Genomic DNA, 21,878 nt, shown 5'->3' with positions numbered 1-21,878 from the left:
AATGGCCCGTTTGTGGATTGCGAACTCGCAAAACTCGAACCTTACCCGGAAAAATATCCTACAATTGCGTTCAACTGACCCCTGATCGGCTTCACTTCTTAAAAATGATAATAAGTAAAAAATTCTGACAATTACTTATAATTGGAGATGAAGCATATTTTCTCCTTTTTGTTTGTGGCAGCTGCACTCCTTCTAAATTACAACGGACACTCACAATCAAGTGTTCAACAATACATCTATACCGATTCTAGTATCCGCTCCTGCCACGCCTCAACCATTGTAGAGTGTGGAAATGAGCTTCTAATTGCCTGGTTTGGAGGCGAATATGAAGGGCACAAAGAAGTCAACATCTACTTGTCTCGATTTAAAAACGGAACCTGGAGCAAACCCGAAGTAATTGCGGATGGTTGGATAAACGACTCAATTCGGTATGCCTGCTACAACCCTGTTCTCTTCTATACACCTCAAAAGGAGCTGCTCTTATTCTATAAAATTGGCCCTTATGTGCAAGGATGGACAGGATGGATGAAACGCTCCAAAGACGGTGGAAGAACTTGGTCAAAACCTGAAGCGCTGCCGGAAGGATTCTTGGGGCCAATTAGAAATCAACCCATTCTGGCAAACAATCAATTGATCTGTCCTTCCTCAACCGAAAAAGGGGGATGGAAAGTGCATTTTGAATTTACATCGAATTGGGGTAAAACTTGGAGTAAAGGTCCTGATCTAAACAATGCAACACCAATCACAGGTATTCAACCCGCCGTATTGATCCATAAAAACGGATTACAAGCCCTATGCAGAAGCCAAAATGGAACCTTGAATGAAACTTGGAGCTATGACAAAGGGAAAACTTGGACGCCGCTAAAGCAAACTGAGATGATCAACAACAATTCAGGCATTGCAGCCATCACACTCAAAGATGGTCGACATTTGTTAGTTTATAACAATGTAAAACCGGATCCCTCCAGCAAGGAAGGGATTGGTCCTCGCTCCCCTTTGAACCTGGCAATTTCGAACGACGGAAAAAAATGGATTCCGATTTCAACACTAGAGAATGAAGTTGGTGCCGAATTCTCCTATCCCTATATAATTCAAAGCACTGATGGCAAAGTGCACATTAGCTATACTTGGAAGCGAAAAAGAATAAAATATGTGGTCTTTACATTACAAGACTTGGCTAATTTAACCAAGGCGCAGTAAAGCCAAGCCCTTTCATTCCGGTTTTTACTTCAGAACAAGAAGTAAAAAGATTCCAAAGCAGTCCGGAACGATGATTTTCAATCATGATCAATATTGGGCCTTGATCAATTGCTAGAAAAGAATTCGCAAACCAAGGGTTTTTAAGTGCAAAAGCATCCACAAACCCGTACTCTTTGAATAATTTGTCACCTAAGGTATAGTAGAAGAATTTTAAAGCAGCCATAGATTCGGTTGGTGTGTATGGAAAGGAAGAAAGTGCTGCAGTAGGAGCAATTACACCGATATCATTCGTTGGTGAACTGGCCGCATACCCACCGGGAATATCGCTGGCCGTAAGTCCCCAACAAGAGGCGCTATAACCATAAAACTGTTTAGGATTGGCTTTACAATATTCATAATTTATTTTAGTGTGATTTGTAACTTGATCTTTATAGTTAGCATAGGCATCCGTTAAACCATTTGGATTGATCCCTAAAAAAGAATAATGTGAAAAGAACAACGGGCCACCAAATGCACTTCCTACAGGCAATGTATAACCGTAGTATTGATTGTTATTGCGCATGTTTCCGTTTTGAGCCCATCCATTATCATAAACTAATTTGGGTATGCCATATTTATTAGACGAGGCTGCCAAAACATAAGTAATCAAACATTCGTTCCAGCCTCGAATTGGTAAGTTCATATCCCAACCAAAATTGGGACTCCAATGCCAATACAAGAGGTTTTCATTGTTCTTTCGAAACCAACTCCATTCCACATCGTCAACTAGGGCATTAATGCTATCTCTCAAAGCAGTTTCAGCGACGTTTGAACCATTGAAATACTGGCGAGCAGTTAGCAGTCCCATTACGAGATAAGATGTTTCTACTAAATCGGCACCATCATCTTTTGAGCTAAATGGAATCGTTGCGCCGGTTGCGCCATTCAACCAATGTGGGTAGGCCCCATGGTAGCGCTTAGCAATATTCTTCAAAAAGTTTGTCATTTTCTGAATGCGCTCTAGACCTTCGGTTCGTCCAATAAAATTTCTATGAATTCCGGTAACAATAGCCATAACTCCAAAACCTGAACCACCGGAGGTAACCAAGTCGCCAGAATTGTTTCGCTCTCTGGAAAGCCCTGACACCGGATGGCCGAAATCCCAAAAATATTTGAAAGTTTGCTTTTGAACGATCTCAACTAATTCATCATCACTTACCGTTGGGAATTTGGGGCGGGTATCTATCTGTGTTAGAAGATTAAAGCTGATTGTATTCCTCAACTGTCCTCCTTCTTTCGATTTCAATGTAGGTTTAACGGTAATGGTGTAGCGTGTTAGCGAAGGCAAATCAGAATTGGGCTTTACTACTACAATCGAATCATCTTTTTCAAAAGATGTATTGAACGGAACAGCGATACCTGAAGCGTCCTTAAAGTCGATAGCTGCGGTTACGGAAGAACGATCTATGGGCGCTTGGAATCTAACTTTTACTGTAACATCAGGAGTAACACCATCGTTTTCTACTAAATTGGCATTATCCCCCACTGTCCAACCGAGTTGGTCGAAATTCAAAGGCAAGGGTGTAAAAGGAGGATTGCTTGACTTTTTTCCACAAGCAAGAATAACTAAAAATAAAGTTGCAAATAGATAGGGCTTCATTAGAAGTCCAAATTATCTATTTACAACTCATTTAAAGCATTTTGTTTTATCTAATATAAACTCTATTCAATTCCACCACCCAAAGCACGGTATAACATAACCATACTGTTTAGTTGCTTTTTTCTTGCTTCAATCAATTCCATACGAACTTGCATGGATTGCTGTTGAGATATCAACACTTCGAGGTAGGTAGCGCGGCCTGTTCTAAAAAGGTCTTTGGACACCGTTACGGCATTAGTGGTATACGTATTTTGTTGTCGCTTCAAATCAACCAGCTCTTTCAGTTTCAACTGTTGAAACCATTCATTATTCACTTCATTGTACGCTTTATTCACTACTTGCTTTAAACTAATGAAAGCCTGATTTCTGTTAACGTCCATCATTTTAAACTGAGCACGCAAGGCGCCCCTGTTCCAAATGGGTTGCGTTAGAGAAGCCACTACAGAAAACGCAAGTGATTCCGGCGACTGTATCCACAATCCGGTTCTATATGCTTGTAATCCCAGCGCGGCATTTACAGTTAAAGATGGAAAGAAAGCAGCCCTAGCAGCAGTTAAATCGAACCCTGCGGCCATCCATTCCTGTTCAGCCATTCGAATATCAGGTCTCCTTGTTATGAGCTGGCTTGGAATACCGAGATGCAGCTTGCTAGTAATGCTAGGATCAAAAAAGTTGGTATCACGAAGAATAGGTTGATATGGTCTACCGGCCAGATCATTGATCCTGGTTTCTATTTCAAATCCTTTTTGTTTTAATTCAATGCGCATGGCCTGCAAAGCCAGCAACTGCGCTTTGAACTGTTGAACCGCTAATTCAGTAACCATGGTGGCTGCTTTCTGTGTTTCCACCACATCTATCACTTGAGTTTGCAATTCAATGGTTGCATCGAGGTACTTGATCATTTCATCAATTCCCATTAGCTCATAAAAAGAAGCGGCGGTTTGTGCTACCAAAGAAGTATTAACAAGCTGAACGCCTGTTTGAGAAGCCAAATAACGCGTATAAGAAGCTTTCTTTCTACTCTTCAATTTGCCCCACATATCCGCCTCCCAACTAGATTGTAAGGCAATGTTATAATCAGGTAGGTTTCTTGGAATGAGCTTTCCGGGTTCCATTTCGGTTACTATATTACCGGCTCCATCCATTGTATACAAACCAAATCGCTTTACGGATGATTGTAACATTGCTTGAACAGAAGGGGAAAGTGCGGCGCGATCTTTTACAAATTGTGCATTCATCCATTCGATCCGTTGCATGGCAATAGATCTATCAGGATTTCGAGCAATAACTGTATCAATCAAATTCAACAGATTATTACTCGTGTAAAATTGTTTGAAAAAAGAACTTACCTGCAATGTATCTGACTGCTTTACTTCGTAGGTTCCGGGCACTTGCGTTCCCTCTTGCTGCTGTGTTATTGAGGGCAACTTACACGACAGTCCGAAACACATTATTACGATAACACTTATTTTAAACATTGTTAATTTCATGTTCTTCATTTCTATTAAAAGTTTCAGGCTGAGTTGATTTTTTTGCAAACAGAACGTACAATCCGGGTATAACAAGAACACCCAAGATGGTACCAAGGAGCATTCCTCCGGCAGCGGTTGCTCCAATTGTTTTATTTCCAATAGCACCTGCCCCAGATGCAAATAACAAAGGCATCAAACCGGCAATAAATGCAAAAGATGTCATTAAAATTGGACGTAATCTGCTCACAGCACCTTCAATAGCCGCTTGGAGTGGCGGGTATCCTTCTTTTTGTTTCAGTGCTGCAAATTCAACTATTAGGATGGCGTTCTTACCAAGCAAACCAATTAACATAATCAATGCAACCTGTGCATAAATGTTGTTCTCTAACCCGAACATCCATAAGAAAGCAAAGGCACCGAAGATTCCCGTGGGCAATGACAAAATCACCGGGAGCGGCAATAAGAAGCTTTCATATTGGGCCGACAAAAGAAGGTATACAAACAACAAGCAAACTAAGAAAATGAAAATAGCTTCATTACCCGCCAAAGCCTGATCACGCGAAGAACCCGCCCAATCGTATGAAAACCCCTTGGGAAGCGACTTTGCGGCCTCTTGCTTAACTGCATCAATAGCTTGACCACTACTATAACCTTTTGCTTGTTCACCGTTCAACATCGCAGAAGGATACATATTGTATCGAGTAATTACTTCAGGCCCGTATATTCGTTCTATAGAAAGAAAAGCAGATACCGGAACCATCTCTCCGTTATTATTCTTCACAAATAAATTCATAATATCTTCAGGTTTCGCTCTGAACTGAGGTAATGCTTGCACCATTACCCGGTACATTTGACCGAAACGAATAAAGTTAGTAGCGTACTCACTACCCAAATAGGTTTGAAGTGTATTGAGGATGTCTGCTACTACTACTCCTTTCTGAGCAGCTTTAGGATAGTCAATTTTTACCATATACTGCGGGAAGCTGGCATCGAAAGTGGTGAAAGCGTTGCTCAACTGTTCTTTTGTATTCAATATGGCTGCGAAATCCTTTGCAGTTTTCTCCAACAACTTTAAATCGCCCTTACCCGTTTTATCAAGTAGTCTTAACTCAAACCCACTGGCGTTGCCGAATCCTGGAACAGGTGGGGGTGTAAAAAACTCAATTGTTGCATCTCTAATGGTAGAAGTTTTTTTCTTCAATAATTCTATGATCTCTTTGTCGGTCATTTCCCGATCTTCCCATTTTTTAAGCGAGATCAAATTCATACCATAGGAAGCTCCTGTACCGTCTGACAATACATTGAAGCCTGCCAAAGAAGACACTGTTTCTACTTCCGGAAGTTCACTGGCAATTCGCTGCACCTCATCTACCACTTTCTCTGTACGTTCTAGGGTAGCACCAGAGGGTGTTGTAATGGCGGCATAAATGGTAGCCTGATCTTCATTCGGTATAAACCCTCCCGGTACAATAGAACCTAATATGCCGGTAAACGCGCTAAATGAAACAATGGCAATTATGGTAATAGCACGTCTGCCTGCCAAAACCGAAATCCATTTTTTATAACCCTCTTGCAATCCATTGTACCAATTATTAAACCCAGCGAAGAATCTAGCGAGTCCTTTTTTCTTGCCACTTGAATGATGAATTGGCTTCAAGATTAAGACACACAAGGCAGGAGTTAAGGTTAATGCTACAAGTCCCGACAAAACAATTGAGCAAGCAATGGTAAGCGAAAACTGCTTGTAAAAAATTCCCGCCGAACCTGGCATAAAAGAAACCGGTATAAACACAGCCGACATTACCAACGTAATGGATATAATGGCGCCGGCCATTTCTTTCATCGCCTCCATGGTTGCATCGGCAGGGCTCAATCCTATATGTTCCATTTTAGCATGCACTGCTTCAATTACCACGATAGCATTGTCTACCACAATCCCAATTGCCAACACTAAGGCAAAAAGTGTGATCATGTTTAATGAGAATCCTAACCATTGCATAAAGAAGAAAGTACCGATCAACGATACGGGAACAGCAATGGCAGGAATTAGAGTTGAACGCCAATCTTGCAAGAAAAGAAACACCACAATGGAAACAAGTATAAACGCTTCAATCAGGGTTTTTACGACTTCATGAATTGAAGCATCTAAGAAAGAGGACACATCATAACTAATGGTATACTTCATCCCCGATGGAAATTCCTTTTTCAATTCCTCCATCCGAGCTTTGATATTGGCAATTACCTCACTGGCATTACTTCCGGGTCGTTGTTTCAACATAATTGCAGCTGAGGGCTTACCATTCTCTTTTGAAAGCACATCGTATTCTTGAGAATCGAATTCAACCTCGGCGATATCTCTCAATCGAATTAAAGCACCAGACGCATCACTTTTAATAATTACATCTTCGTATTGCTGAGGTGTATTAAACTTTCCTGTATACTTTAGTACATACTGAAGCGCTTGTGGTGATTTTCCCGAGCTCTCTCCTATCTTACCAGGTGCTGCTTCTACGTTTTGTTGTTTCAAACTATTGATAACATCATCGGTACTGATGTTGTAAGAAGTCATTTTCTGTGGATTCAACCAAATCCGCATCGAATAATCGCGTGACCCAACAATATCGGCAAATCCCACACCCTCAATACGCTTCAGTTCGGGCATCAAGTTGATATCGGTGTAATTGTAAAGGAATTTTTCATCCATCGATGAATCTTCACCCAATACGTTCACGTACAGCAACATGCTGTTCTGTACTTTTTCAACAATTACGCCAGACTTGATCACTTCTTCCGGTAATTCATCTAATGTAGCAGAAACGCGGTTTTGCACGTTTACTGCGGCTAAATCGGGATCGGTTCCGGCTTTAAAGATGATTTGGATTACGCTGGTTCCATCGTTTCCGGAAACCGAAGACATGTAACTCATTCCGGGTACACCGTTGATGGCTCTTTCTAAAGGCGTAACTACTGCTTTCACACAGGTTTCAGCATTAGCTCCGGTATATTTAGTGGTAACATTTACTTCAGGAGGCGCAATTTCAGGGAATTGTGTAACGGGCAATTGAAAGAAAGCTAGCAATCCCAACATTGTAATGATCAATGATATTACAATAGAGAGAACAGGCCGCTTTATAAAAACAGAGACCATTTGTACTAATTAGAGTTGAGTAAATAAAAATCGAAGCTTTGTTAAGGTTTTAACTTAATTAAAAGAAAGATCTGTAAAAGACAGAATTTTGGGTTTTACGATCATCCCTTCTTTCACCTGTTGAATACCTTCGAATAGAATCATATCTGATTCTTGAAGAGCACCGTCATCGATCACATAAATGTGAGGAAGCCTTGTTTTCACTGTAACAGGTTTCATTTTTACTGCACCCGACGTACTTATGGTGTAAACGTATATTTTATCTTGTATTTCGAACGTTGCTTTTTGCGGGATAACGAGAATATTATTCAAGGGCTGTTCAACAAAAATTCTCCCTGTTGCACCGTGTTTCAGCAGGCGCTTTGGGTTTTTAAACTTGGCACGAAAAGCAATATTCCCAGTGGTGGCGTCAATTATGTTTTCACGTGTTTCGATGGTACCGGTTTCAGGAAACCACTCGTTGTTTACCATCATTAAGCGCACTTCTTTAGAGATCCCTTTTTGTTGATTTTGAAGAAGATTTACAAATTCAATTTCACTTACGTTAAAATAGGCATATACTTCTTCGTTGTTTGACAACGTTGTAAGCAATTCACCTTCTTCTACCAAGCTTCCAACTTTATATGGTATTCTGTTTAAAACACCTGAAAAGGGCGCTTTAATTTCAGTATAATTCAAATTGATGTTGGCAATAGAAATAGCGGCTTTTGCTTCTTCAATTTTCGCTTCAATTGCTTCTTTTTTCGCCATCGCCATTTCCAACTCAGGGCGAGCAACGATGTTTTTATCGGCTAGCAATTTAGTATTACGGATATTCAATTCAGCCATTTTCAATTCGGCCTGCAAACTTTTTAAATTCGCTTGCTCTTTTAGTAACTGATCTTTTAAAGTACGATTGCTCAAGCTAAACAGAAGCTGGCCTTTTGTTACAGCTTGGCCTTCATCTACATGGATTTTTTCAATCATTCCACGCACATGCGTTCTGAGATCAATGGTTTGTTTTGATTGAATTTCAGCTACGTATTCTTTTTCATAAATAGTATCCAAACGCTGAGGCTTTACCACCTCAAATACTTGAACATTGTCTTTCTCTGCTTTGGCATTGGTACCACAGCTCATAATAACAGAAGAACATACAATTACCCACACAATAAGATTAACACGCTTCATTTTAATAAAGATGAAATGATGACAAAAAATTATTTCTACTATTAAAAATCTCCTACGCCTGCGGAAGAGGTGTTTTAATATCTAGTGCGGGAAACAAATACCAATGTCCAACTAAATGGTATTTGATTTCAGTTCCCTCTACAAAATGTTCATATGGAAGTTGATCGAGTGGTACTAGTACTGTAATATGTTCTATTTCAGTGTCTGAGGCGCTTTGATTCGGTATATTTCTATCAGCTTCTTTTGAGCCTTCTTCAATAAGATCAACAGTATAACCGAATTCATACAACGGTGTATTTTCTTGAAAAGGATGAAAACCTTTCCAAGTATTGGAAATAAAAACCAATGTTAAGTAAGTGAACAGTAAAATATGTCTTCCCCAAGATTTCATGCCTGCTGTGATGCAAAGTTATTTTTAAAATCTAAACTCCTAAGTATCACACAGCAGCAATCGGCTAATTTAATAGCATTTTAATTCTAAGTAGTGCGCGAGTAGTATAAATATAAGGAATTTCTTCTATCCGCTGCAAAACAAATAAAAAAAAGCGCATTTTAGAACCTGAGGTCAATTCATTGTATCTGTGATATAATATTTATATTTGATAATGCTTTTGGATCCGATACAGCCTTGCGAATATTTGTCGAACTGGATCCGATGTTACCGCATCATCCATTTTAACTTTGAAGAGGGTGCCCCACTTCATCCCAAATTATATACCCCAAGACCTGAGTTCTGCTTGCAGTTTCATTTAAGAGATGCAGAAAGCATTCAATACAATTACACAGCTGCAAAAGAACGGTCCTTCAATGTTAGTCTTTCGGGGCATTATACAAACACACAACTTCGTTATGTACCGAAACATTTTTTAAGTGTGCAAGTAGTATTTCATCCTGAAGGGTGGCGGATGCTTTTCAATAATGAAACGTTACTGGATCAAACTATTGAAGCCAGTTTAGTTCTTGGATCATCTGTAAACAGTTTATATGATGAACTTGCGAATAGCCTCTCTTATCAAGATATTGTTTCAGTGCTAAACAAATATCTTTCGATTCGATTCTCAAAGCTCAAAACAATCGATCATCCTTTTTTTGCAATTCCACGATTAATGCTTGGGCACAGCACTACCAGATCGATAGACTGGTATGTAAAAAACGCCTACTATTCCAATCGCCAATTTGAGCGAAAATTCAAGGATCTCACAGGGCTTAGTCCAAAAGAATATTTGCGAATCGTGCGTTTCGATCGAGTTTTCAGATGGCGAAATAAATATCCCAATGAAGATTGGTTGAGTACCGCGCTAGAATTCGGGTTTCATGACTATCAACATTTGTCGAAAGAGTTCAAAGAATTCACCGGGTACTCCCCTACGCAATTTGAGTCTGTTGACGAAAACGGGCCCGATTCAATTGCGGGCATTGCGGAGGTATAATATGTCTTTTTTTTACCACCAGTTGCGCTCCCTTCTACCTTAATCTTGTGAAAAATTATCTATGGAACGCAAACAATTCTTGCAACAAACAGCCCTTTTAACGGCATTTATTGGTATCAGTAAATTCACGAAAGCGAATTCAAAGAGCAACCCCATCCAACCATTTGTGGTGGGTAAAGGGAAAAGTAGAAAAGGGAGAAATCAGTTTTTTAAAGGGAAACACCCCAATGATGTAAAAATATCGGGTAAAGACACGAATCAACAACTGGCGGTATTTGAATACATCGGCTACGATAAAATAGGGCCGTCGCTACACATACACCTTGAACAAGAAGAAATATTCTTCGTTGCTGAAGGAACTTATAGATTTAAAGTAGGAGACGAACTTAAGGAACTAGGTCCGGGAGATACCATCTTTTTACCCAGAAACATTGCTCATACATGGATTCAAACTTCAGATTATGGTAGACTTCTTTATGCTGTAACTCCTGCCGGAAAGTTAGAAGATTTTTTCGACACCATGGAAAATTTAAAAGCTCCTCCTACCCAAGCAGAAGTTGACAAAATACATGCAGAGCATGGGATGAAGCTGGTAGGTCCCGGACTAACTTTGTAAAAGGAGCATTCAGCTCCTTTTTTTTACCTTTCAACCCAAAAAAAGGCGAAGCAACATTTTCGGGGCAAAATTTGTCTAACTTGAAGCCGAACACGACAAATGCCAATGAGAAAGCAACTTATGTCCTGGGTAATCATTTTACTACCCGTATGCCTTTTTTCACAAACTGCCCCCCTTTCAGATTCCGGATTCGCTAAACGAAATGCCGATACCGCTTATCAACAATTTTCTCGACTTTTAAAAGAAAATCTCCCGTACTACATAGGCCCCGCATATACTGGCCATGGTCATGGCATTGTTGGGCATGCATTCTACAAAACCGACGCCTTTCAAAAAGGGTCTCTACAATATGATGGGCTCTGGTATCAAAATGTAGAGTTCAAATTTGATTTGGTTGACGGAACTGTTCTTGTGATGGATTACAATCGAAATTTTTTAGTTGAATTGAAGCCGGAAAAAATTGGGGGATTTGAATACATGGGAGAGCGATTTATTCATCCAAGATTTCACGACCCGTCGAATGAAGATGTACCAAATGGTATATTAAAAGTAGTATTCGATGGGGCCGCTTCTGCTTTTGCTTACGAGTACAAAAGAGTATTGTATGAAGTAACAACTGAAAAAACAGTCTATTCTTATAAGTCTTATTCCAAGTACTGGGTAACAATAGATGATTCTTGGTATCAAATAAAGTCAAAGGGGCAAATCATCAAGCTACTTTCTAAAAAAGACCCTGCCATAAAATCTTGGGCCGCTGCCAGTAAACTATCGTTCAAAAAAGATCCGGAGCTATACCTTGCTTCTATTTGCTCACAGTACAAACCTTCTTTGAAATAATGAAATTCATTTTTACCATAACACTTTTGTTGTTCTCAACATGGGGCTGGTCTCAATCCGGGCAAATCAACTGCGATTATAACAATACCCCCTTTGTAAAAGTGGTAACAGACTTTGAAACGCAATCAGGCTTTCGCTTTTTCTATCAACCCGGTACTATTGATTCTATTCCGGTTACATTAAAACTTCAGGGCTCCACTCTTGAAAAAGCATTAGACAAAATATTTGAAAATGGTTATTATCAGTTCTTTATTGATAAAGACGCAAAAAGGGTATACATACTAGATCGTAAAACTGCCATTACAACCTCGTTACCCAAAAACTATTTTACCACAGGTACTAACAAACAAGTACCTACTGAGCCTTCGAGTTCGGGTGAAGAAGCAAAGAAAGAAGCGGTTTCTGAAAATAAATTAATAGAAATAGGCTCCAAAACAAGTGGCCCCTTAACAGGAACAGCAATTGTTGCCGGTTATGTTCGCGATTTCAAAAACGGCGAGGGGCTCAGTGCTGCCGCAGTATTTGTAGAAGGTACCAACACCGGTGTGATCACAGATGGGAATGGTTATTTTTCGATTACCCTACCTAAGGGAAGAAAAGTATTGTTGATCTCCTCTACGGGTATGAAATCGGGCAGACGTGAATTGATGATCTATGGAGATGGAAAATTAGTGATCGAACTAAAAGAAGACGTTCCTACTTTAAAAACGGTAGTAGTAGTAGCGGAGAAAAATTCGAACGTACGAAGAATGCAAATGGGTTTGGAACGACTTTCTATAAAAACCATTAAACAATCTCCTGCATTGTTAGGAGAACCAGATGTATTAAGAGTATTGTTGACTCTGCCTGGTGTTACTAGTGTAGGAGAAGCAAGTACAGGATTCAATGTGCGGGGTGGATCAACTGACCAAAACTTAGTACTGTTCAATGAAGCTACCATTTACAACCCATCCCATGTGTTCGGCTTCTTCTCGGCGTTTAATCCCGATGTTTTGAAAAATGCTGAATTGTATAAAAGTTCGATTCCTGAAAGGTTTGGAAGTCGGCTTTCAAGTGTTTTGGACATCACAACACGCGATGGAAATACCAAACGCTGGTCGGGTTCTGCGGGCATTGGACTATTGACCAGTAAGATATCTTTAGAAGGCCCGATTCTTTCTGATAAAACCTCAGTATTAATGGGCGCCAGAACTACTTACTCAAACTGGATCTTAAAAAGATTGCCAAATGAAACATATAAGAGGAGCAGCGCCTCTTTTTATGATGCTAATATTACCCTAACCCACAATTTCAATTCAAAAAACAGTCTGCAGTTAACCGGATACATCAGTGACGACGGCTTCCGTTTGGGAAATGATACTACTTACAATTACGGGAACAAAAATGCTGTATTGAAGTATAAACACATCTTCAACAACAAACTCTCATCAAGCTTTACTGCGGGTATCGATCAATACTATTATAAAGTTGCAGGAGATGAAAAATCTGTGAATGGTTATCAGTTGAGTTTTGGTCTTACGCAGCAACATGCGCGTTTAGAATTCGTATATACCCCTAACAATAAGCACCAATTTAACTGGGGGGCTCAGGTGATTCAATATGCAATTCAACCAGGGAAATTTGAGGCAAAAGGTGATGAATCATTGGTGGTTACTCAAAAAGTTGCGGATGAACAAGGTCGCGAGTGGGCTGTCTATTTGGGAGACAAAATAAATGTTAGCGACAAAATTTCAATTCAGGGAGGTATACGATTCTCAGGCTTCGCGAATTTAGGACCAAAAACGGTTTTTAATTATGTACCGGGACTGCCTCGTGATGAAAGCACCATTGTGGATTCTGTATTGTATAGGAAGAACAAACCGACTCAAACCTATGCAGGTCCTGAATTTCGATTTGCATTCCGATATACGATTGATGAAAACAGTTCAATAAAACTGGGGTATAATTCATTGCGTCAATACCTGCACTTATTAACAAATACAACGGCCATCTCCCCTACTGATATTTGGAAATTGAGTGATCCGTACATCAAGCCACAAACAGGTGATCAGGTATCGTTCGGTTTCTACAGAAACTTAAAAAACAACATGTACGAAACCTCATTCGAGATTTATTACAAACGAATGAATAACTTCTTAGACTATAAAAGCGGCGCTCAAATAGTGTTAAACCAACATATAGAAAGAGATATCATCAATACAAAAGGGATTGCATACGGTGCAGAGTTCATGATCAAGAAAACAACCGGAAAGCTGAATGGGTGGATCAGTTACACCTACTCGCGTGTGAAACAAAAAATGGACGATCCTATTGCAGGACAACAAATAAATAAGGGACAATACTACCCGGCAAATTTTGATAAACCGCACGCCTTTAATGCAATTACAAATTATAAGTTTACGCACAGATTCAGCATGTCGTTGAACGTACAATACAGCACGGGAAGGCCTATTACCCTCCCTATCGCCGTATTCAACTTGGCCGGATCTCAGCGAGTATTTTACTCAGAGCGAAATCAATACAGAATACCCAATTACTTCAGAGCTGATTTTTCTCTCAATATCGATGGCAACCATAAAGTAAAACAACGATTTCACAACTCATGGGCATTGGGACTTTATAACATGACCGGTAGAAAAAATCCATATTCCATTTATTTTATTGAAGACAATGGAGTGATCAAAGGATACAAATTAAGTGTAATTGGAACCGCTATCCCATACATTACTTTTAATATTCGTTTCTAATGAAAAAGATAATATACAGTATAGTACTCATCTGGGGATTGTTTAAAATCAATTCATGTACGGAACCTTATATTCCTAAAGTGGTTGCCTCCAATAATAATTACTTGGTAGTAGATGGATTCATCAATAGTGGAGGCGATAGTATAAAAATACGTTTGAGCAGAACTACTAATTTAGGAGATACCATAAAAGATGTGCCTGAGTTGTCAGCCGGTGTAACCATAGAATCAGAAAATGGTACGAATTATGCCCTAACTAGTCTAGGAAACGGTCAATATGGTTCCCTACCCATCACGTTTAACCCTAGTATCAAATATAAATTGCGAATAAGTACTGCCGGTGGAGGATTGTACGAATCAGAATTTGTGCAGGTAAAACCTACGCCTGCCATTGACTCCGTTTCATGGGTTAGAGATTCAGGGATCACCATTTCAGTTAATTCAAAAGACTTAACAAACAATACCCGCTATTACAGATGGGCCTATGAGGAAACTTGGCAATATCGGTCTTACTACGAATCACTCTATAAGTTTGACTACCTCACCAATCAAGTTAACTTTCGCAATAGTTCGGAAATGATCTATGACTGTTGGAGTACCGACGGAAGCAAAGACATAATCATTGGAACTACAAGCAACCTATCGCAAGACATTGTAAGCAATCAACGAATGGTAATTATTCCCAAAGGTTCAGACAAGATAAGTGTAAAATACAGTATTCTAGTAAAGCAATATGCACTCACAAAAGAAGCATTTGAATATTGGCAAATACTAAAAAAGAATGCGAAAGATTTGGGAAGTATTTTTGGAAACCAACCCTCTACACTTACCGGAAATGTGAAATGCATTAGCAATCCTTCTGAACCTGTAATTGGATTCGTAAGCATTTCATCGGAGTCGAGTAAAAGAATCTTCATCAACAAAGGTGAAGTTTCCGATTGGGGAGCTTCATCTAACTATGAAAGCCAATGCAAAGCAAAGATTCCTCCACCCGACAGTATAAGTTACTATTTACAAAACGACAGAACCCTGGATATTGCTTATGCAATTACAGGGGGAGGATACGCACTTGCAAAAAATGTATGCATTGATTGTAGATTGAATGGAGGAACCACTAAAAAACCAAGCTTCTGGTAATGAAAAACAAACTTTTTAAATATAGCGCACTACTATTTGCAAGCGTTTTAACTGCAATTAACATGGTTGCACAGCAGCCGGTTAACTATCTCATGAATCAATCTGTGGAGACGATTTATGCAGAAGTTGCACAAGAATCGATTGTATCGGGAGAAACCTTGTGGTTTAAAATATTGGTTACAAATGGAGCCCAAATGACCAGTCAAGATTTGAGCAAAGTGGCCTATGTAGAATTGATTGCTCCTGACGGCAAAGCTGTAATACAAGCAAAAATTCTATTAGAGCACGGCAGCGGAAATGGATCTTGGGTAGTTCCAAACTCGCTCAGCGGTGGCATCTATAAATTGAAAGCATACACCCGATGGGCAAAAACCTATGGTCATGATGCTGTTTTTTCCAGAAATATTCAAATCATCAATCCAAATAAGTACGACCCAAATGCAGCCATCGAGTCTAACTTGCAAAAATCAAATCGTACCGAATTTGAAGGTGGAAGCTTTATTGTTGGGTTGAAAAACACGCTCTATTTTGCGGCTGAAAAAGACGTTGTTTTCTTCTTATTAAAAGACAATAATATCGTTGACAGTACACAAGATAAAACGAGCACAATCAGAAGCTTTATTATTAAAGGAGAAAAAGGGAGTACCTACGCAATTAAAAATTCGAAAACAGGTGAACTGACTGTTTTAAAAAAACCGGAAGAACAAGGATGGCATTTTGAAATTTCAAAGTTAGCAGGCACTGACATGCAATTCTATATGGAAAGAACTGCATTTGCATCAAGTTCTCCAACATTCTTTTTAGTGCTGCACACCAATCAGGAAATCATAGAAGCGCAACAGTTCAAATCGGGAGATCTTAAGTATAATGGTATTTTTCACTTAAATCGTCCATTCGAAGGAGTTGCCACCGTTTCTATGCTTGATGCAGATAAAAAGCTGATTGCTGAGACCAGCGTATTATTCCCATTTCAAGAGAGCTCTAAATTAAGTGTTAGCACAGACAAGCCTGTTTATAAGTCCCGAGAAACAGGAGTGCTGAAGATATCGGAACTCGATTCAACTACACTCACGAATTTAACCGTAAGAATTCGTAAAATTGATGACCAACCTTCGCAACCAAGCACTAATCTTAACTCCTATTTTAGGATTATTTCCAAATTACCCGAAATACCATTAGATCAACAAAACTATATCAATAGCAATTCAGGTGATTTTGAAAAAGTAAAACCCATAATGGTTCTATACGGATCGCATCATGACTCTCTTGAGCAAAAGCTGCAGTATGCTCCCGAACTTTCCGGCCACCTTATATCGGGTACTGTAAGAAATCGGAAAACATTGGAACCTGTTGAAGGTATTCGCACATACCTATCTATACCAGGCGATCGTTTTTATTTCAATTATGCTCAATCTGACAAGCAAGGTCATTTTGTGTATGATGTAAAACGATGCTTTGGAGTGGAAAGTTTTATCATTCAAACCAATAGCCAAAAAGATTCGGGTTATATCATTGAAATTGACAATCCTTTTCTTACCCACAAGGGATTTTCAACGACAACAAATCCGGAAGCGGCTTCAAATGAGCCCAATCTTCTGAAAAGAATCCAAAATGCTCAACTTCAAAATGGCATAAATTCAGTAAAAAAAGACCAGTACTTTCTTCCCAACTATAACGACAGTACTCCTTTCTTTGGAAAAGCAGATATTGAATACAATTTGGACGACTATACAAGGTTCACAACCATGGAAGAGATTTTGCGCGAATATGTTGTTGAAGTAGATGTGAAGAAAACCTCCAATGGATTTAGAATTCGTGTGTTAAATGTTCCTTTCAAAGAACTCTTTTTAGAAGACCCTTTGGTATTGTACGACGGAGTACCCATATTTGATATGAACAAAGTGATGAGTTTGGATCCTCTTAAAATTGCGAAACTTGAAGTGGTGTCAAGAAGATTCCTTTTAGGTGCCCATGCATTTGACGGAGTAATTAATATCTCGAGTTATAAGAAAGACTTGAACGGCCTTCAATTAGATTCAAAAACATTGGCGATAGAATACCAGGGATTACAATTGCAGCGACAATTTTCAGCACCCAACTATTCTAACAAAGAATTGAAGAATCAAAAATTGCCAGATCTAAGAACCTTGCTGCTATGGGAACCCGAAAATCTAATCTATCAAAAAAGCTCACACTCGATCAACTTTAACACTTCAGATATAACAGGAACATTTATTGTAGAGATTTCCGGAATTTCAAATACCGGTAAATTGGTCTCTGCAAGTCGTTCCTTTACCGTTACAGAATAATGAGCAAATCGGGAACGAATCAATTCGTTCCCGGTTGTTTTAATGGACCCGATTTTGCTTTCTCGGCATCCACCATTTTCTTTACATCTTCCAGTAATTTTTTTGCTTCATAAATAATACCGTCTTTGATGGTATACAAAACACCACCGGCTCTTATTGGCTTATTGTCTTTATCAAGTTTAAGTGCCCCAACACCATATAATACCTGTAAATTTTGAAGCGGATTTTCATCAATTACAACAAGGTCGGCCAACTTACCTACTTCTACTGTTCCTATTTCTTTATCAGCACCCAAACTTTGTGCACCATACATAGTAGCCGATCGAATTACTTCTAAAGGGTGAAAGCCGGCTTCTCTAAGCAATTCCAGTTCTCTAATGTAACCGAAGCCATACAGTTGATAGATAAACGCATTGTCACTGCCCGCGGTAACCCGTCCACCTCTATTCTTGTATTCATTTATAAAAGTCATCCATAACCTGAAGTTCTCTTTCCATGCAACTTCTTGTTCAGTGCCCCAATTGAACCAATACGATCCATGTGAAACCCTGCTCGGTTCATAAAACTTCCAAAGTGAAGGCAACGTATAAATAGCATGCCATTCTTGCGTACGTGCCCTTTCTAGGTCTCTACTTGCTTCATAGGTATCAAATGTAGGATCTAGAGTATAATCTAATTTCAGCAACTCATTCATCACCTCATTCCATTTCTCGGAATAAGGTGGTGCTGCTTGTTTCCACAATTTACCGGCTTCACCAAAACGGTCTTGTTCATTGAGGTAGTTGTAATCGAGCGGATAGTTTTGAATGGTTTTGTCGGTAAACAATGCTTCCGGCAAGCCGTACCAATGCTCCATGCTCGTCATGCCCGCTCTTGCTGAGTTCAATACATTCCATCGTGCAACGTCCATTTGGGCATGATGACAGGTAGAACGCAATCCTAACTTTTTATTCTCGCGAATTGCCGCATCCATTATTTGAGGAGGTGCACCAAAGAACTTGATCCCATCTGCCCCTTTTTCTTTGTTTTCGCGGACCCAGGCTATAGCATCTTCCGGAGTCACAATGGGTTGTTTCGCTCCTTGGCCAAACGCTGTATAGGCGTATATACGAGGCGCCGTGATGGAGTTCTCGGCACTCTTTTTCTTTTGATCCAAAACCCAATCCAAACCGTTACCACAAGAAGGATCCATAATAGTAGTGATTCCATGTGCCATCCATAACTTGAATACATATTCAGCTGGGGTGCCTTGTTCCACACCACCAATATGACCGTGCATGTCAATCAAACCGGGTAATATGTATTTCCCTTCACAATTCACTTCTTTCCCTCCCTCCTTCAATTTCGGTCTACGTGCATCCGAAATGGGGACACCGGGGTACCCAACAGTCGTTATTTGAACGATTCTATTTTTCTCGATTACAATGTCTACCGGACCAATAGGAGGAGCTCCCGTTCCGTTTATTAAAGTAGCTCCTCTTAATATTAATTGAGTATAAGGGCCTGCGCCTTCAGATCTTGGAGGAGCTTTTTTGATTTGTGCGATTGTTGTTAGCGTGATAAAGGATACCACCAATACAGAAAGTATTTTTCTCATTGCAATTAGTTATATCGAAATTTACAGAAAAATCGGGTCATTTGATCCAAATGTATTCTGCAAATGAAGATTCAATTCTGGTCAATTGGCAAAGCCCATGATTCGGACCTCAAAAAAAGCATCGAAGAGTTTACGCAAAGAGTTGGTCGCTACTATCCGGTAGAATGGGTCATTATTGCCCCTCCCAAAAATGCAGGTGCGCTTCAGCCTGATGAACTAAAAAAGAGAGAAGGTGCATTGATATTAGATAAACTTGGGAAAGATGACTTTTTAATTGCACTCGACGAATACGGAAAAGAAGTGACTAGCGAAGGCTTGGCCAAAATCATTCAAACCAGAGCAAACGAAAGCACGCGTTCTTTGGTTTTCTTGATTGGTGGGGCTTTTGGCATTGATAAAACAGTACTTCAAACTGCCGCAATCAAATGGAGTCTTTCACAATTAACATTCCCGCATCAGTTGGTTCGACTAATTTTGGCAGAGCAAGTGTACAGAGCTTGTACGATAATTAAAAACGAAAAATACCATCATTCATAGTTTTTGTGGTATTTTCTTATTTTGGCGTCTTATAAACAGTAGATATGACCATTACACTCATCATAGTATTAGTAACCATTGGAATTTCACTTTATGCTTTCTCGAATGAGAAGGTTATGAACGACTTTATCTTCTACCCACCCGCAGTAACCAACAATAACCAATGGTACCGCTTTTTTTCTTGCGGTTTTATCCATGCAGATTTTATGCACTTGATATTTAACATGGTGGCGTTATTTTCCTTTGGCACCATGGTAGAAGCTCGATTTGAGTCGATCTTTTTGGAAAAAGGCAAGCTATTTTATATCATAATGTACTTAAGTGCTCTGTTTGTTAGTCTCTTGCCTACTTACAACAAAAACAAAAATAATAGTAACTACTATAGTCTTGGGGCTTCAGGAGCTGTATCAGCAGTTGTATTCGCCGGGCTTTTGCTCGTTCCAACAATGGGCATAGGAATTATCTTTATCCCTTTTGTAAACATTCCTGGTTTCATCTTCGCTCCATTGTATTTGGTCATTTCTTCGGTACTCGATAAACAAGGAGGTGGAAGAATTAATCACTCGGCTCACATTGCCGGTGCATTGTACGGACTTGCCTTCATGATTGTTGTAGGAAAACTAGTGGCCGATCATAATAGCATATCTGAATGTATTGCCATGATCAAATACTATTTGCAAGCGAAAGGTTTTTTGTAAACTATTGAATTGACAACTTCAAAACTGTTTTTGTATCCTCATTAATTCGAAACCGATGATCAATTCGATGGCCGATAACCCAGATAATTCTTTCGGCAGAACTTACCACCCACACTTGTTCCTTTTCTGTTACAGATAACTTTTGATCGATTAGAAAGCGGTTGAGTTTTTTCTTTTTATTCATTCCAAGCGGATAGAAATAATCTCCTTGTTTCCAGGGGCGAATTACAAGTGGAAATTCCAGCTTCTTAGCATCCAAACAAGCTATTTTTTGATCTTGTTCTATTTCCCCATGCTTATTAGAAATCGTTGCCTCCAAGATACCAACCGGTAAAATTTTTCTGCCGGGTATCTCATCTAAAACCTGCGTTGCATTTGCCTTCTCTGCCAACGGCGCGAGAATAAGTTTGTTGCGATGCCTGATCATTCGATGTGTGGGCGAACTCACCCATTTACCGGTATCGGCATCCAATAGGTTCAATAAATCGTCGAGTTGCGAGGATAAAAACCCAAAATCTTTAACAAACTCGTACAGTACAGTTTTTAGAGGTACGGTTTGTTTTAATAGCAATACCGGAAGATGATACTCATCTTTATGTTTCGACACGAGCTTCTTTAAATGTGCCCCTACAGCTTGCTCATAAAGAATGTGAGCATCTGTAAGATTGGCAATAGTAGCTGAAATTTGATCGGCAAATTTTGGAAACCTATTTTTAATTGCTGGAATGATTTCTAATCGAACATAATTTCGGGTATACTTCGATTCAGCATTTGAACTATCTTCCACCCAACTCAATTTTTTTTCTTTTGCAAAAGCTTCAATTTCTTCTTTTGAGGCGAATAATAACGGACGAATCAATTTCCCTTGCTTCGCCTGAATTCCCCTTAATCCTGCAATTCCGGTTCCTTTGAAAAGATTCATTAATAAGGTTTCAATCGAGTCATCTCGATGGTGCGCGGTAACCAAATACGAGGGACCAAATTGTTGTTCTCTTTCCAACACTTCAAAAAACCAACTATACCTCAACTCTCGAGCAGCAACCTGTATTGATACGCCATGCTCTTTACTGTACTCTAATGTATTAAAACGCTTGATTAAATAAGGTATCTGATTTTGATCGGCCCAGCTTTTAACAAATTGTTCATCGCGGTTACTTTCTTCCCCACGTAATTGAAAATTCACATGAACAATCTTGATTGGAAAACCCAACTCTCGCAACAAAAAACACAATACAATAGAATCTACGCCTCCACTAACGGCTACCACTAAACGATCGGTTGTGTTAAACAATCGATTTTGTTCGAGGTGCTGCTTAAATTGTTGAGTGAAATTCATGTAGAA

The 21,878-nt window shown here is 39.5% G+C and carries 16 protein-coding genes; 9 read left to right on the top strand and 7 right to left on the bottom strand.

Annotation, left to right across the window (positions count from 1 at the left end):
* The first annotated feature begins 147 nt into the window (after positions 1–147).
* Entirely contained in the window at positions 148–1,200 is a 1,053-nt protein-coding gene (locus ACQ2HE_RS05880; RefSeq protein WP_430897464.1) for a sialidase family protein, read from the top strand.
* On the opposite strand, the gene ACQ2HE_RS05875 is transcribed toward ACQ2HE_RS05880, so the two are convergent.
* From ACQ2HE_RS05875 to ACQ2HE_RS05855, 5 genes are all read right to left on the bottom strand, one after another.
* Entirely contained in the window at positions 1,178–2,839 is a 1,662-nt protein-coding gene (locus ACQ2HE_RS05875; RefSeq protein WP_430897466.1) for a glucoamylase family protein, read from the bottom strand. The genes ACQ2HE_RS05880 and ACQ2HE_RS05875 overlap by 23 nt on opposite strands.
* Positions 2,840–2,901: 62 nt before the next feature.
* Entirely contained in the window at positions 2,902–4,329 is a 1,428-nt protein-coding gene (locus ACQ2HE_RS05870; protein ID WP_430897468.1) for a TolC family protein, read from the bottom strand.
* Positions 4,310–7,459 (bottom strand): efflux RND transporter permease subunit, encoded by a 3,150-nt coding sequence (locus ACQ2HE_RS05865; RefSeq protein ID WP_430897470.1) that lies wholly within the window; start codon positions 7,457–7,459, stop codon positions 4,310–4,312. Before ACQ2HE_RS05865 ends, ACQ2HE_RS05870 begins: the two co-directional genes overlap by 20 nt.
* A gap of 54 nt (positions 7,460–7,513) precedes the next feature.
* Positions 7,514–8,629 (bottom strand): efflux RND transporter periplasmic adaptor subunit, encoded by a 1,116-nt coding sequence (locus ACQ2HE_RS05860; RefSeq protein ID WP_430897472.1) that lies wholly within the window; start codon positions 8,627–8,629, stop codon positions 7,514–7,516.
* Positions 8,630–8,681: 52 nt separating this feature from the next.
* Positions 8,682–9,020 carry a hypothetical protein gene (locus ACQ2HE_RS05855; RefSeq protein WP_430897474.1) on the bottom strand — a complete coding sequence of 113 codons (339 nt, stop codon included), beginning with the start codon at positions 9,018–9,020 and terminating at the stop codon, positions 8,682–8,684.
* A 214-nt stretch (positions 9,021–9,234) separates the two neighbouring features.
* On the opposite strand from ACQ2HE_RS05855, the gene ACQ2HE_RS05850 reads away from it, so the two are divergent.
* The 6 genes from ACQ2HE_RS05850 to ACQ2HE_RS05825 all read left to right on the top strand — a co-directional run bounded on the left by ACQ2HE_RS05850 (position 9,235) and on the right by ACQ2HE_RS05825 (position 17,704).
* Positions 9,235–10,059 carry a helix-turn-helix domain-containing protein gene (locus ACQ2HE_RS05850; protein WP_430898072.1) on the top strand — a complete coding sequence of 275 codons (825 nt, stop codon included), beginning with the start codon at positions 9,235–9,237 and terminating at the stop codon, positions 10,057–10,059.
* A 61-nt stretch (positions 10,060–10,120) separates the two neighbouring features.
* Positions 10,121–10,675, top strand: a complete 555-nt coding sequence (locus ACQ2HE_RS05845) for a cupin domain-containing protein (RefSeq protein WP_430897476.1) — start codon at positions 10,121–10,123, stop codon at positions 10,673–10,675.
* 105 nt (positions 10,676–10,780) lie between these two features.
* A complete protein-coding gene (locus tag ACQ2HE_RS05840) occupies positions 10,781–11,512 on the top strand; it encodes a hypothetical protein (protein WP_430897478.1) in 732 nt (243 codons plus the stop codon).
* Positions 11,512–14,259 carry a TonB-dependent receptor gene (locus ACQ2HE_RS05835; RefSeq protein WP_430897480.1) on the top strand — a complete coding sequence of 916 codons (2,748 nt, stop codon included), beginning with the start codon at positions 11,512–11,514 and terminating at the stop codon, positions 14,257–14,259. The genes ACQ2HE_RS05840 and ACQ2HE_RS05835 overlap by 1 nt, the downstream gene beginning before the upstream one ends.
* Complete coding sequence (locus ACQ2HE_RS05830; RefSeq protein ID WP_430897482.1) at positions 14,259–15,395, top strand: DUF4249 domain-containing protein; 1,137 nt, start codon at positions 14,259–14,261, stop codon at positions 15,393–15,395. Before ACQ2HE_RS05835 ends, ACQ2HE_RS05830 begins: the two co-directional genes overlap by 1 nt.
* Positions 15,395–17,704, top strand: a complete 2,310-nt coding sequence (locus ACQ2HE_RS05825) for a hypothetical protein (protein WP_430897484.1) — start codon at positions 15,395–15,397, stop codon at positions 17,702–17,704. Before ACQ2HE_RS05830 ends, ACQ2HE_RS05825 begins: the two co-directional genes overlap by 1 nt.
* A gap of 19 nt (positions 17,705–17,723) precedes the next feature.
* Here the strand turns inward: ACQ2HE_RS05825 and ACQ2HE_RS05820 are convergent, their stop codons facing one another.
* A complete protein-coding gene (locus tag ACQ2HE_RS05820; protein WP_430897486.1) occupies positions 17,724–19,301 on the bottom strand; it encodes an amidohydrolase family protein in 1,578 nt (525 codons plus the stop codon).
* Positions 19,302–19,364: 63 nt separating this feature from the next.
* Between ACQ2HE_RS05820 and ACQ2HE_RS05815 the strand changes: the two genes are divergently transcribed.
* Positions 19,365–19,838 (top strand): 23S rRNA (pseudouridine(1915)-N(3))-methyltransferase RlmH, encoded by a 474-nt coding sequence (locus ACQ2HE_RS05815; RefSeq protein WP_430897488.1) that lies wholly within the window; start codon positions 19,365–19,367, stop codon positions 19,836–19,838.
* 44 nt (positions 19,839–19,882) lie between these two features.
* A complete protein-coding gene (locus tag ACQ2HE_RS05810; protein WP_430897490.1) occupies positions 19,883–20,536 on the top strand; it encodes a rhomboid family intramembrane serine protease in 654 nt (217 codons plus the stop codon).
* Between the two features lies 1 nt (position 20,537).
* Here ACQ2HE_RS05810 and tilS read toward each other — a convergent pair whose 3' ends face one another.
* Positions 20,538–21,872 (bottom strand): tRNA lysidine(34) synthetase TilS, encoded by a 1,335-nt coding sequence (tilS, locus tag ACQ2HE_RS05805; protein ID WP_430897492.1) that lies wholly within the window; start codon positions 21,870–21,872, stop codon positions 20,538–20,540.
* Between the last annotated feature and the right edge of the window lie 6 nt (positions 21,873–21,878).

It is taken from the genome of Endoryza foliicola (assembly GCF_050589245.1).
Classification (GTDB): domain Bacteria; phylum Bacteroidota; class Bacteroidia; order Chitinophagales; family Chitinophagaceae; genus Endoryza; species Endoryza foliicola.
The sequence above is the reverse complement of the archived record's forward strand: the minus strand, read 5'-3'. Positions and strand labels throughout refer to the sequence as shown.